The 12,668-nt window shown below is 64.9% G+C and carries 11 protein-coding genes; 7 read left to right on the forward strand and 4 right to left on the reverse strand.

Features of this window, described 5'->3' with window-relative positions:
* Positions 1-366: 366 nt before the first annotated feature.
* Both GGD67_RS18870 and GGD67_RS18875 read left to right on the forward strand, forming a co-directional pair.
* Entirely contained in the window at positions 367-1,632 is a 1,266-nt protein-coding gene (locus tag GGD67_RS18870) for a cytochrome P450 (protein WP_179734941.1), read from the forward strand.
* Positions 1,633-1,807: 175 nt separating this feature from the next.
* On the forward strand, positions 1,808-3,082 hold the full coding sequence (locus tag GGD67_RS18875; RefSeq protein ID WP_018317222.1) for a cytochrome P450: 1,275 nt from the start codon (positions 1,808-1,810) through the stop codon (positions 3,080-3,082).
* Between the two features lie 279 nt (positions 3,083-3,361).
* Here GGD67_RS18875 and GGD67_RS18880 read toward each other — a convergent pair whose 3' ends face one another.
* Positions 3,362-4,282, reverse strand: coding sequence for a LysR substrate-binding domain-containing protein (locus GGD67_RS18880; protein ID WP_179734943.1), 921 nt, complete (start codon positions 4,280-4,282; stop codon positions 3,362-3,364).
* 125 nt (positions 4,283-4,407) lie between these two features.
* On the opposite strand from GGD67_RS18880, the gene GGD67_RS18885 reads away from it, so the two are divergent.
* From GGD67_RS18885 to mdlC, 4 genes are all read left to right on the forward strand, one after another.
* Positions 4,408-5,577 carry an acyl-CoA dehydrogenase family protein gene (locus tag GGD67_RS18885; RefSeq protein WP_018317224.1) on the forward strand — a complete coding sequence of 390 codons (1,170 nt, stop codon included), beginning with the start codon at positions 4,408-4,410 and terminating at the stop codon, positions 5,575-5,577.
* 10 nt (positions 5,578-5,587) lie between these two features.
* Complete coding sequence (locus GGD67_RS18890) at positions 5,588-6,691, forward strand: CaiB/BaiF CoA-transferase family protein (protein ID WP_179734945.1); 1,104 nt, start codon at positions 5,588-5,590, stop codon at positions 6,689-6,691.
* A 15-nt stretch (positions 6,692-6,706) separates the two neighbouring features.
* On the forward strand, positions 6,707-7,558 hold the full coding sequence (locus tag GGD67_RS18895) for a MaoC family dehydratase N-terminal domain-containing protein (protein WP_179734947.1): 852 nt from the start codon (positions 6,707-6,709) through the stop codon (positions 7,556-7,558).
* A 177-nt stretch (positions 7,559-7,735) separates the two neighbouring features.
* Positions 7,736-9,370 carry a benzoylformate decarboxylase gene (mdlC, locus tag GGD67_RS18900; protein ID WP_179734949.1) on the forward strand — a complete coding sequence of 545 codons (1,635 nt, stop codon included), beginning with the start codon at positions 7,736-7,738 and terminating at the stop codon, positions 9,368-9,370.
* Positions 9,371-9,580: 210 nt separating this feature from the next.
* Here the strand turns inward: mdlC and GGD67_RS18905 are convergent, their stop codons facing one another.
* Positions 9,581-10,357: an SDR family NAD(P)-dependent oxidoreductase gene (locus tag GGD67_RS18905; RefSeq protein ID WP_179734951.1), complete on the reverse strand. Its 777-nt coding sequence runs from the start codon at positions 10,355-10,357 to the stop codon at positions 9,581-9,583.
* 75 nt (positions 10,358-10,432) lie between these two features.
* Here GGD67_RS18905 and GGD67_RS18910 point away from each other — a divergent pair, with 75 nt between their 5' ends.
* Positions 10,433-10,891, forward strand: a complete 459-nt coding sequence (locus tag GGD67_RS18910) for a MarR family winged helix-turn-helix transcriptional regulator (RefSeq protein WP_179734953.1) — start codon at positions 10,433-10,435, stop codon at positions 10,889-10,891.
* Positions 10,892-11,084: 193 nt separating this feature from the next.
* On the opposite strand, the gene GGD67_RS18915 is transcribed toward GGD67_RS18910, so the two are convergent.
* The gene (locus GGD67_RS18915; RefSeq protein WP_018317230.1) at positions 11,085-11,879 is read right to left on the reverse strand and encodes an SDR family oxidoreductase; all 795 of its coding nucleotides are present in this window, start codon (positions 11,877-11,879) and stop codon (positions 11,085-11,087) included.
* A 54-nt stretch (positions 11,880-11,933) separates the two neighbouring features.
* Entirely contained in the window at positions 11,934-12,629 is a 696-nt protein-coding gene (gene trhA, locus GGD67_RS18920; protein ID WP_092260740.1) for a PAQR family membrane homeostasis protein TrhA, read from the reverse strand.
* Positions 12,630-12,668: the final 39 nt, after the last annotated feature.

The raw sequence follows: 12,668 nt of genomic DNA on the forward strand, positions 1-12,668 counted from the left end.
AACTATAGATCAGAGCTTGGTCGGTCCCCAAGATGGCGGGGTTCGATTTACCTTGATTCCAGTCGGTTTCTGGCACGATTTCACGACAAATGGTGTGCGGCGGGTCACGTTGATCGAGATCCCGTCTTCGCAATCCGGGATCTTGCCCCAAGTGACGCCGGCCCCGGATTACGCGGAGCCTGTCATCGGGCGGCGCTTTGCGCCGACCCGTTGGCTCCATCCGGGCTACGCGCCCGGCCACGCCCAAAGGTTGGTTGTGACAAAACTCTCCCTTGCCCCGGCGCAGACAACCGGCTGTAATTGCAAATCAAATACCGCAGCGCAGAATTCAACGAGAACGCGCGGTTCATGCCAGGGAGAGCGGTCATGCATGGGACCATGGAGAGCGCGGCAAAGCTCGACGCATTGCGCGAGCGCGCCAACTCACTGCCGCTGGAGCAGTACGATCCGGGCGACCCGGAATTGTTCAGGACCGATACGTTCTGGCCGTATTTCGATCGGCTGCGCCGGGAAGATCCCGTGCACTATTGCAAGGACTCGATGTTCGGGCCGTACTGGTCGGTGACGCGCTACAACGACATCATGGAGATCGAGACCAACCATTCGGTGTTCTCCTCGGCCTCCGCGCTCGGCGGCATCACCATCCGCGACATCGATCCGGACCTGCGCCGCGAGAGCTTCATCTCGATGGATCCGCCGCGCCATGCGGCGCAGCGCAAGACCGTGGCGCCGATGTTCACGCCGACGCATCTGGACAATCTCGCCCTCAACATCCGCAAGCGCTCGGCCGAGTGCCTGGACAACCTGCCCCGCGGCGAGGTGTTCGACTGGGTCGACCGCGTCTCGATCGAGCTCACCACGCAGATGCTCGCGGTGCTGTTCGACTTTCCCTGGGAGGACCGCCGCAAGCTGACGCGCTGGTCCGACATCGCCACCACCATCCCCGGCCCCGACGGCCTCGTCGCCACCGAAGACGAGCGTCAGGCCGAGCTGACCGAATGTGCCAGCTATTTCGCGCGGCTGTGGAAGGAGCGCATCGCGCAGCCGCCGAAGAGCGATCTGTTGTCGATGATGGCGCATGGCGCCGCGACGCGCGACATGGACGCCAAGAACTTCCTCGGCAATCTCGTGCTTTTGATCGTCGGCGGCAACGACACGACGCGCAACACCATGTCGGGCTCGCTCCACGCGCTGAGTCAGCATCCGGAACAGTATCGCAAGCTGCGCGAGAACCCCGCACTGCTCGATAGTTTCGTCCCCGAAGTGATCCGCTGGCAGACGCCGCTGGCGCATATGCGGCGCACCGCGCTCACGGACTTCGAGTTCCGGGGCAAAGAGATCAAGAAAGGTGACAAGGTCGTGATGTGGTACGTCTCGGGTAACCGCGACGAGGAGGCGATTGAGAAGCCCTACGACTTCATCATTGACCGCGCCCGCCCGCGCACGCATCTGTCCTTCGGCTTCGGAATCCACCGCTGCGTCGGCCTCAGGCTCGCCGAACTCCAGCTCAAGATTATTTGGGAAGAAATTCTCAGGCGGTTCGACCATATTGATGTGGTCGGCGAACCCAAGCGGGTCTATTCGAGTTTCGTGAAGGGTCTGGAAGAGCTGCCGGTGAAGATCGCGGCGTGAACTGCGAACTATGCCACGACAATGCTGCGCCCCCTCTCCCGCTTGCGGGAGAGGGTTGGGGAGAGGGTATCTCCGCAACGGGACAATCCCCTAGAGGAGAAAACCCTCACCCGCCGCTACGCGCCGACCTCTCCCGCAAGCGGGAGAGGTCCGACAACCAATTGGAGCCACGACGATGAACATCCAAGCGCCGGTTAAAGTGGACAAGGCCGAACGCATGCGCAGGGCCCGCGAGGAGGCCTATGCGACGCCGTTGTCCCAATTCCACCCCGGCGCGCCCCGGCTGTTCCAGGACGACACGCTGTGGCCGTGGTTCGAGCGGCTGCGCAAGGAAGAGCCGGTGCATTACTGCACCAACGCGCCGATCGAACCGTACTGGTCGGTGGTGAAGTACAACGACATCATGCATGTCGACACCAATCACGGCATCTTCTCCTCGGACTCTACGCTCGGCGGCATCTCGATCCGCGACGTGCCGGAAGGCTACGACTATCCGAGCTTCATCGCGATGGACCAGCCCAGGCATTCGTCGCAGCGCAAGACGGTGTCGCCGATGTTCACGCCGACACATCTGGACGAGCTGGCAAAGCTGATCCGCCAGCGCTCGCAGACGGTGCTCGACAATCTGCCGCGCAACGAGACCTTCAATTTCGTCGAGCGCGTCTCGATCGAGCTGACGACGCAGATGCTGGCGACCCTGTTCGACTTCCCCTGGGAGGAGCGGCGCAAGCTGACGCGCTGGTCGGATGTTTCGACCGCGCTGCCCAAGAGCGGCATCGTCGCCTCCGCCGAGGAACGCCGCCGCGAGATGGACGAGTGCTACGCCTACATGTCCAAGCTGTGGAACGAGCGCGTCAACTCGGCGCCGCGCAACGATCTGCTGTCGCTGATGGCCCACAACGACGCCACGCGGCACATGGACCCCGACAACCTCATGGGCAATATCATCCTGCTCATCGTCGGCGGCAACGACACCACGCGCAACACCATGACCGGCTCGGTGCTGGCGCTGAACGAGAACCCGGAGCAATACGACAGGCTACGCGCCAATCCGGAGCTGATCGACTCCATGGTGCCCGAAGTGATCCGCTGGCAGACGCCGCTGGCGCATATGCGCCGCACCGCGTTGCAAGACACCGAGGTCGGCGGCAAGCACATCAGGAAGGGCGACCGCGTCGTGATGTGGTACGTCTCCGGCAACCGCGACGAGGAGATGTTCGACAAGCCGAACGATTTCATCATCGACCGTCCGCGCCCGCGCACCCATCTCTCCTTCGGCTTCGGCATCCACCGCTGCGTCGGCATGCGCCTCGCCGAGCTGCAGCTGCGCATCGTCTGGGAAGAGATGCTGAAACGCTTCGACCGCATCGAGGTGGTCGGCGAGCCCAAGCGGATCTATTCGAGCTTCATCAAGGGATACGAGACGCTGCCGGTCAGGATTCCGGGGTAGGCTGCTAATCGACTGCCCTGGGGCAATCGATCTCCTCAATCTCCACTGTCATGCCCCGCGAAGGCGGGGCATCCAGTACGCCGCGGCTTCTCGATTCTAGCCGCGCGGCCTCTGGAATACTGGATTGCCCGCCTTCGCGGGCAATGACACCGAGTGTGAATAAAGAGCGCGCTCCGAACGCCCCTAGAGCTCGCACCGCAGCTATAAAATTTCGGCATGACAGCTCGCGCCAGATGCGAAGGCAAGGCGGCGCCTGACTGTTCTACGACGTCAGCGCATCTAACTCAATTTGATGTCCCAGACGCCTTCCTTGCGGCAGGCCGCGACTTCCTCGCGCAGCAGCGCCGTGACGGCGAGCGAGGCCGTCGAGACCGGGCGGTCGATCGGAGAAGCGAAAATGAGCTCGCGTGTCATCGGCTTGGATACCGGCGCGGTTTCCAGCCGCCCGTCCGCGACCTCGCCATGGACCGACGATGGCGGCAGCAGCGCGAAGCCGAGGCCCTCCTCGACCAGGCTCGTCAGCACGCGAAACGAATCCGCCTCGAGCTGGACGTCGAGCTTGATCTTGCGCTGGGCGGCCGCGTGCTCGATCAGCGCGCGGAGGCCGTGGGAATGACTGGGCAGCACCAGCCGTTGCCGGAGCAGCCAGCCGATGTCGACGCTCTTCTTGCGCGCGAGGCCGCAGCCGCGCGGGCCGACCGCGACGATGTTGTCGCGGCCGAGACTCTGCACGTTGAGATGCAGATCGGCGGAGCGGCCGTAGAGGATGGCGAGATCCATCTCGCCGCGATGCAGCCATTCGACGAGATGGCCGCTGTAGCTCTCGACGATGCGCAGCGAGATGCCGGGGAATTTTTCGACGCAGCGCCGCGCAAAGCGCGCCGACAGCACGCAGCTCACGGTTGGAACGAGGCCAAGCACGACCTGGCCCGACGGCGGCCCCTTGGACGACTGGATATCGTCGCGGATCTGGTCGATCTGCCGCACGATGCCGGAGGTGCGCGCCAGCAGCAGCCGGCCGGCTTCGGTCAACACCATGCCACGGCCGTTGCGGGTGAAGAGCTCGGTGCGCAGCTCATGTTCCAGCAGCTTGATCTGCCTGGAGAGCGCCGGCTGCGCCACGCGCAGCGTGTCGGAGGCCTTGGAGAGGCTGCCGAGCTCCGCCACGCAACTGAAGGTCCTGAGCTGCCGGAAATCCATGCTTGCCAATCCTGGAAGGCTACTCCATACGCTATAACAAATGAGCATAGGGGGCTGGCGTTGTTTTCACAACGCCTGAGGATCGGCCGGCGTTATCTTAACTGCCGCTGAGAACTGGAAACGCCATGAGTGAAGAACACCACACCGAAGACTACGCCGACATCCGTGAAGCCGTCGCCAAGCTCTGCGCCCAGTTCCCCGGCGAATATTGGCGCAAGCTCGATCGCGAGATGGCCTATCCCAAGGCCTTCGTCGACGCGCTGACAGCGGCCGGTTATCTCTCGGTACTGATCCCCGAGGAATATGGCGGCGCGGGGCTGAAGCTGTCCGCTGCGGCCGCGATCCTCGAAGAGATCCAGCGCGCGGGCTGCAACGGCGGCGGCTGCCACGCCCAGATGTACACGATGGGCACCGTGCTGCGGCACGGCAACGCCGAGCAGAAAGCAAAATATCTGCCGAAGATCGCGAGCGGCGAACTGCGACTTCAGGCCTTCGGCGTCACCGAGCCGACCAGCGGCACCGACACCTCCTCGCTGAAGACCTTCGCGCGCAAGGATGGCAACGACAGCTACATCGTCAACGGCCAGAAGATCTGGACCAGCCGCGCCGAGCATTCAGACCTGATGGTGCTGCTGGCGCGCACCACGCCGAAGGAGCAGGCCAAGAAGCGCACCGACGGTCTTTCAGTGTTCATCGTCGACATGCGCGAGGCCAAGAACAATGGCCTCGAGATCCGCCCGATCCGCACCATGATGAACCATGCCACCACCGAAGTGTTCTTTACCGACATGAAGGTGCCGGCGGAGAACCTGATCGGCGAGGAAGGCAAGGGCTTTCGCTACATCCTCTCCGGCATGAACGCCGAGCGCATTTTGATTGCGGCGGAATGCGTCGGCGACGCCAAATGGTTCATCGCCAAGGCAACGAACTACGCCAAGGAGCGCAGCGTGTTTGGCCGGCCAATCGGCCAGAACCAGGGCATCCAGTTCCCGATCGCCAAGGCCTATGCCTCGATGCGCGCGGCCGAGCTGATGGTGAAGGAAGCCACCCGCAAATACGAGGCCGGGCTCGACTGCGGCGCGGAGGCCAACATGGCCAAGATGCTGGCGGCGGATGCGTCCTGGGAAGCGGCGAACGCCTGCATCCAGACCCATGGCGGCTTCGGCTTTGCCGAGGAATACGACGTCGAGCGCAAATTCCGCGAGACGCGGCTCTATCAGGTGGCGCCGATCTCGACCAACCTCGTGCTGTCCTTCGTCGCCGAGCATGTGCTCGGCATGCCGCGCTCGTACTGAGGCCACCATCATGGGAGCATTGGACGGGATCAGGGTGATTGCGGTCGAGCAGGCGGTGGCGGCACCGTTCTGCTCCTCGCGCCTGGCGGATGCCGGCGCCGAGGTGATCAAGATCGAGCGGCCCGAAGGCGATTTCGCCCGCGGCTATGACGCGGCGGCCAAGGGCCAGAGCAGCTATTTCGTCTGGCTCAACCGCGGCAAGCAATCGGCGGTGGTCGATCTCGCGACGAAAGAAGGCTGTGCCGAGCTGGAGAAGCTGATCGCAAGCGCGGACGTACTGATCCAGAACCTCAAGCCGGGCTCGATGGACAAGCTCGGTTTTTCGCGCGAGCGGCTACTGAAGGACTATCCGAAGCTGATCTCCTGCACGATCACCGGCTATGGCGACGAGGGTCCCTATGCACATCGCAAGGCCTATGATTTGCTGATCCAGGCCGAGAGCGGCCTTGCCTCGATCACCGGCAATCCCGATGGCGCCTCGCGCGTCGGCATGTCGATCGTCGACGTAGCCACTGGCGCCACCGCGCATGCGGCGATCCTGGAAGCGCTGATCGGACGCGGGCGCACCGGCAAGGGCTGTGACATCCGCATCTCCATGTTCGACGTGATGGCGGATTGGTGCACAGTGCCGCTGCTCAACTCCGAGGCCGGCAATCCGCCCAAGCGCATGGGCCTGCGCCATCCCTCGATCGCGCCCTATGGCGTGTTCACCTCGAAGGACGGCAAGGACATCCTGATCTCGATCCAGAGCGAGCGCGAGTGGAAGACGCTGTGCGCGAAGGTGCTGGACCAGCCTGATCTGCCGGCCGATCCCCGCGTCGCCAATATGGTCGAGCGCGTGCGCAACCGCGACTTCACCGATACGACGGTGGCGGATATCTTCGCCAGGATGACGCGCGACGAGCTGCTCAAGCGCCTCTCGGACGCCGATATCGCCTTTGCCGAGGTCAACACCATGGCCGATCTCGCCAAGCATCCGCATCTGCGCCGCATCGAGGTCGACACGCCGAACGGCCGCGTCAGCTATCCCGCACCGGCGCCGATCATCGTCGGCGAGACGCGCGCTTACGGCGCTGTGCCCGCCATCGGCGAAAAGCCAAAGTCCAAGAAGTAAGAAGAGCGAGGCGTCATGACCGAGAAGCTCGACATCGATCATTTGCGGCAATGGATCGGCCGCAGCACCGAGGCTACCGACATCGTCACCGCGCAACTCGTCATGGGCCTGCGCGCGACGCTGTTCCAGGACGTCGGCGAGCCCAAAAAGGGTGACGCCGCGCCGTTCACGGTGCATTGGTGCCTGGCGCAGCCGGTGTTTCCGATGTCGATGCTAGGGCCCGACGGCCACCCGACCCGCGGCGGCTTCCTGCCGCCGGTGCCGCTGCCGCGCCGGATGTGGGCCGGCGGCGAGATCGAGTTCCTGCAGCCGCTGCAGGTCGGCGATGAATCGACGCGGACCTCGCGCATCGCCGACGTACAGGTGAAAACGGGCTCGACCGGCACGCTGTGCTTCGTCTCGGTCGAGCACAGTATCTCCTCGCCGCGCGGCGTTGCCATCCGCGAGCGGCAGGACATCGTCTATCGCGAGATGACGAGCAACGCGCCCGCTGGCGCCAAGGCCCCGCCTCCGCCGCCGACGGCGCAGCATCGCGAGACCCATGTCTCCGATCCCGTGCTGCTGTTTCGTTATTCGGCGCTGACCTTCAACGGCCACCGCATCCATTACGACCGCGACTACGTCACCAAGGTCGAGGGTTATCCGGGCCTGATCTTCCACGGCCCGCTGCAGGCGGCGCTGATCATCGAGATGGCTGCGAAGCTGCACGGCGGCAAGGCGCCGAAGAAGTTTTCGTATCGCGGCCTGCAGCCGCTGTTCGAGGGCACGGAGTTTTCGGTCAACGCCAACGAGACCGCTGGTGGCATGGAGCTGTGGACTGCGAATGCGGAGGGACAGCCGACGATGAAGGGGACGGCGGTGTGGTGACGGCCTCTCCTCGTCATTGCGAATGTAATGACGATGTAGGAAGTTAGACCCTCAGCCTGAGGAGCGCGCCTCTTCGCGCGCGTCTCGAAGGGCGAGGCCACCAGCCGGGCCTTCATCCTTCGAGACGCGCGAAGACGCGCGCTCCTCAGGATGAGGAATTGAGAAGGGACGGAAACCATGGCCAAGAACGGCAAGCCCGGCAGCAAGACCGGCAGCAAGTCCGTCACCGTCAAGCAGGCGACGCTCGACCTGCTGCGCTCGTTCGGCATCAACAGGGTGTTCGGCAACCCTGGTTCAACCGAGCTGCCGTTCCTCAGCGACTGGCCCGATGACATTGACTACGTGCTGGCGCTGCAGGAGGCCTCCGCCGTCGGCATGGCCGACGGCTATGCGCAGGCAACCCGCAATGCCGGCTTCGTCAATCTGCATTCGGCCGCCGGCGTCGGCAATGCGCTCGGCAACATCTACACCGCGCATCGTAACCAGACGCCGCTCGTGATCACCGCGGGCCAGCAGGCGCGATCGATCCTGCCGCTGCAGGCCTTCCTTTATGCCGAGCGCGCATCGGAATTTCCGCGGCCTTACGTGAAATACAGCGTCGAACCGGCGCGGCCCGAGGACGTGCCGGCCGCGATCGCGCGCGCCTATTACACCGCGATGCAGCCGCCCTGCGGGCCGACCTTCGTCTCGATCCCGATCGACGACTGGGCCCATGCCTGCGCGCCGGTCGAGGCGCGCAAGGTCAGCCGCGAGACCGGCCCCGAGCCGGAGGCGATGAAGGCGCTGGCGGCCGCGCTCGGTTCGGCCAAGCACCCTGCCCTCGTCGTCGGTCCCGGCGTCGACCGCGCCGGCGCGGTCGACCTGATGGTGCGCGTCGCCGAGAAGGCCAAGGCCAGCGTCTGGGTCAGCCCGTTCTCGGCGCGATGCTCGTTCCCCGAGCGGCACCCGCAGTTCGCCGGTTTCCTGCATGCCTCGCCGGCGCAGCTCTCCGACGCGCTGCGCGAGCACGACCTCGTCGTCGTCATCGGCGCGCCGGTGTTCACCTTCCATGTCGAGGGCCATGCCGCGATCTTCGATGGCGGCGCGACGATCTTCCAGATCACCGATGATGCGGATGCCGCGGCGGTGACGCCGGTCGGCACCAGCATCATCGCGACGATGAAACCGGCGCTGAGCCTGCTGCTCGACCTGCTGCCGGAGACCAAACGCGCGGCGCCAAAGGGCCGCACGCTGCCGCCGGCGCCGCAGGCCGCCGATCCGCTGCCGGTCGAGTTCCTGCTGCATTCGCTGTCGCAGGCGATGCCCGACGGCACGTCGCTGGTCGAGGAAGTGCCCTCGCACCGGCCGGCGATGCAGAAATTCATGCCGATGCGCGGCCAGGACAGTTTTTACACCATGGCGAGCGGCGGCCTCGGCTATTCCCTGCCCGCCGCCGTCGGCATGGCGCTGGGCAAGCCGAAGCAGCGCACCGTGTGCCTGATCGGCGATGGCTCGGCGATGTACTCGATCCAGGCGCTGTGGACCGCCGCGCAGCGCAAGCTGCCGCTGACCATCATCGTCATCAACAATTCCGGCTACGGCGCGATGCGCTCGTTCAGCCAGGTCATGCAGGTGCGCAACGTGCCGGGGCTGGAGCTGCCGGGGATCGATTTCGTGAAGATCGCCGAAGGCATGGGGTGTCACGCGGTGCGGGTGACGAGGGCAGCCGAGCTCGGCGAGGCGCTCAAGCGCGGGATGGCATTCGAGGGCACGAGCCTGGTCGAGGTCATCGTGGATTCGGCGGTGCCGGTGCTGTACGGGCAGAAGCATTGACGCTGTCGTCCCTGCCTAGTGCGCAATTGCGCACGGGGCGCAGGGACCCATACCGCGTGATCTATCGGTAAGGCGCGGTGTCAGTACCGCGGGCAAAAACACGACCAGTCTTCGCCAAACTTCTCCCTGGGGTTATGGGTCCCCGCGCCCCGTGCGCAATTGCGCACTAGGCGGGGACGACACTGAGTTTGTTGCACCACCGTCCAAAAACTACGACGCCAAAAATCCCCCGTCCGCCGCGAGCACGTGCCCGACCACATAGGACGACGCATCCGACGACAGCCACACCACGGCCTCCGCCACCTCCTCCGGGCTCCCCATCCGCCGCAGCGGCAGGCCGGCGCTGACGGTTGCGACGTCGCCGACGCCGGCGCGCAGCATCATGTCGGTGACGACGCGGCCGGGGGCGATGGCGTTGATGCGGATGCCGCGCGGGGCGTTCTCCAGCGCGGCCGAGCGCGTCAGCGAGATCGCGGCGGCCTTCGAGGCCGAATAGAGCGAGAAGCCGGGGTTGGGATTGCGCACGCCGCTGACGGAAGCGTTGACGACGATGCTGCCGCGGCCCTGCGCCAGCATCGCCGGCAGCTGATGGCGCAGGCACAGGAACAGCGCGCGGACATTGGTGTCGAACACGCTGTCGTAGATATCAGCGCCCTGCTCTTCGAGCGGCGCGCGGCGCTCCTGGAAGCCGGCATTGTTGAAGGCGACGTCGAGCCTGCCGCAACGTTCAATGGCGGTGCCGACGAGGCGCGCGACGTCGTCCTCGCGCGTGATGTCGGTCTTGAGCGGGATCGCCTCCGCGCCGAGTTCGCGGCATGAAGCGGCGGTGGCCTCGATCTCGGCCTCGCGCCGTCCCGCCACGATGATCGCCTCGGCGCCTTCGGTCGCCATCCGCAACGCTGTGGCGCGGCCGATGCCGCTGCCGCCGCCCGTGACGAGGCAGACCTTGCCCCGCATCCGCTGACCTGACGGCAAAGCTCCGCTCATGGCTCACTCCAAAACGCTTGCACGCGCCGCTGCGCGCATATAGTTGTATGATACAACTATATGCCGGGAGTCAAGATGGCCGAGCTTGCGTTGATCGACGACATCCGCGCCGCCTCGCGGTTGATGGTGCGCGAGCTCGGCTTCATGGATGCGACGGTGGCGGCCTCGGACTATCCGCCGTCGGCCGTGCACACCATCCTGGAGATCGGCATCCGCGGTCCGATGACCTCAGCCGAGCTCGGCGATTTCCTGCGGCTGGAGAAGTCCAGCGTCAGCCGCCTGGTGCGCAAGCTGATCGACTGCGGCGAGCTCAGGGAGACGCCGGATGAGAATGATGCCCGCAGCAAGCTATTGTCGCTGACGGCGAAGGGCCGGCGCACGCTGGAGGCGCTGCACGCGTTCGGCCGGCAGCAGGTCCGCGGCGCGCTGGCGGCGTTGACGGCGGCGGAACAGCGCACCGTGCGCGAGGGCATGATGCTCTATGCGCGGGCGTTGCGGGCAAGCCGGGGGGAGGATGAGGCGTTGCCTCCGTAACCACCGGTGTCGTCCCTGCGAACGCAGGGACCGATACCGCGTGATTTATCCGTAAAGCGCAGGTGTCAGTACCGCGCGCAAGAACATCTATCAGTCTTCGCCAAACTTCTCCCTGTGGTTATGGGTCCCTGCTTTCGCAGGGACGACAGCAAGTGTTTGGCGCGAGTGTGCCTCAATCGCACCGACCTCACGGCTACTTCCCGAACTCCTCCCGCATCTTCGCCTGGATCTTGGCCATGCCGCCGATCCAGCGATCGTAATTCTCGGTCTTCTTGCGCATGTAGCCGAGCACCTGCGGATGCGGCAGGATCAGGAACGTCTCCTGCTCGAGGCCGGCGAGCACGTCTTTCGCCACCTGCTCCGGCGTGAGATCGCCGTCGCCGGATTGCGGGCCCTTCGGGATCGAGCGCAGCATGTTGGTGTCGACACCCTGCGGGCAGAGGATCGAGACCTTGATGTTGTCGGCCTTGTGCGAGATCGCGAGATTCTCGGCAAAGCCGACCGCGGCGTGCTTGGTGGTGGAATAAGCGGGGCTGCCGACCTGGGACAGCAGGCCCGCGGCCGAGATGGTGTTGAGGAAATAGCCGCCGCCGCGCGCCTTCATGCGCGGGATCAGATGCCGCGCCGCATAGACATGGGCCATGACGTGGATCGCCCAGCTGCGCTGCCACGGTTCATCCGAGGCGCCGCCGGCATTGACCGACATCGGATCGAAGCCGCCGCCGATGCCGGCGTTGGAGCAGAACAGGGCGATGGGGCCGAACTGCCGCTCGGTCTCCTCGATGACGTGCGAGATGTCTTTCTCCTGCGCGACATCGCATTTGAAGGCCGCGCCATCCACCATGGCCGCGACCGCCCGCGCATTGGCGGCGTCCATATCCGCGACAACGACCTTGGCTGCGCCCGCATTGTAAAACGCCTCGCACAGCGCCTTGCCGATGCCGTTTGCGCCGCCCGTGACGACCACGACCTTGCCGGTCACCTGCATGCGACGTCTCCTCTTGTCTTATACCGCTTCCTGGAAGACCCCTTTGGGTCTTGCTCAGCTCAACATGAGGTCGAGCACCGCAGTATAATGGCACGCCGCGCCGGCCAACACAAAGCCGTGCCAGATCGCATTCTGAAAGCGCAGCCGCCGCCAGGCATGGAAGATCACGCCAAAGCTGTAGAGCAGTCCGCCCGCAAGGATGAAGCCCAGCACCAGCGCGGGCAGCGCCCGGACCACGGCGTCGTAGAGCATCACGCCGCTCCAGCCCATCGCGAGATAGATGCCGACCGAGACGCGGTCGAACCGGCCGGGATAAAAGAGCTTCAGCACGATGCCGAGGATGGCGACACACCAGACGCCGGCGAGCAGCACCAGCGCGAATCCACTGTCCTTCACCTCGAGGATGAACGGCGTATAGGTCGCCGCGATCAGCAGATAGATCGCGGAGTGGTCGAACCGCCGCAGCAGCCATTTGGCTGGCGACACCGGCCAGAGATTATAAGTTGCCGACAGCACCAGCATCGAGAGCAGGCCGGCGACGTAGATCGAGACGCCGACGATGTCGATCGTATTGGCATAGACCACCGTCAGCACCACCAGCACGGTCGCGGCGATGAGGCCGAAGAGGACGCCGATCGCGTGGATGACGCCGTCGGCGATCAGCTCGGCGCGGTCGTAATTCCAGCCGATCACGTCGGCTGCGGCGTGGACGGAGGTGGATGCGAACTCTTTCAGTTGGAAGACGGTCATGGCAATCCGCAAGATGAGGCAATGTCCTCTTGTATGGGT

It is taken from the genome of Bradyrhizobium sp. IAR9, assembly GCF_013408065.1.
Taxonomy (GTDB): domain Bacteria; phylum Pseudomonadota; class Alphaproteobacteria; order Rhizobiales; family Xanthobacteraceae; genus Bradyrhizobium.

Coding starts and splice junctions, on each gene's coding strand:
- GGD67_RS18870 (WP_179734941.1), top strand. CDS start 367: ATGCATGGGACCATGGAGAGCGCGGCAAAGCTCGACGCATTGCGCGAG.
- GGD67_RS18875 (WP_018317222.1), top strand. CDS start 1,808: ATGAACATCCAAGCGCCGGTTAAAGTGGACAAGGCCGAACGCATGCGC.
- GGD67_RS18880 (WP_179734943.1), bottom strand. CDS start 4,282: ATGGATTTCCGGCAGCTCAGGACCTTCAGTTGCGTGGCGGAGCTCGGC.
- GGD67_RS18885 (WP_018317224.1), top strand. CDS start 4,408: ATGAGTGAAGAACACCACACCGAAGACTACGCCGACATCCGTGAAGCC.
- GGD67_RS18890 (WP_179734945.1), top strand. CDS start 5,588: ATGGGAGCATTGGACGGGATCAGGGTGATTGCGGTCGAGCAGGCGGTG.
- GGD67_RS18895 (WP_179734947.1), top strand. CDS start 6,707: ATGACCGAGAAGCTCGACATCGATCATTTGCGGCAATGGATCGGCCGC.
- mdlC (WP_179734949.1), top strand. CDS start 7,736: ATGGCCAAGAACGGCAAGCCCGGCAGCAAGACCGGCAGCAAGTCCGTC.
- GGD67_RS18905 (WP_179734951.1), bottom strand. CDS start 10,357: ATGAGCGGAGCTTTGCCGTCAGGTCAGCGGATGCGGGGCAAGGTCTGC.
- GGD67_RS18910 (WP_179734953.1), top strand. CDS start 10,433: ATGGCCGAGCTTGCGTTGATCGACGACATCCGCGCCGCCTCGCGGTTG.
- GGD67_RS18915 (WP_018317230.1), bottom strand. CDS start 11,879: ATGCAGGTGACCGGCAAGGTCGTGGTCGTCACGGGCGGCGCAAACGGC.
- trhA (WP_092260740.1), bottom strand. CDS start 12,629: ATGACCGTCTTCCAACTGAAAGAGTTCGCATCCACCTCCGTCCACGCC.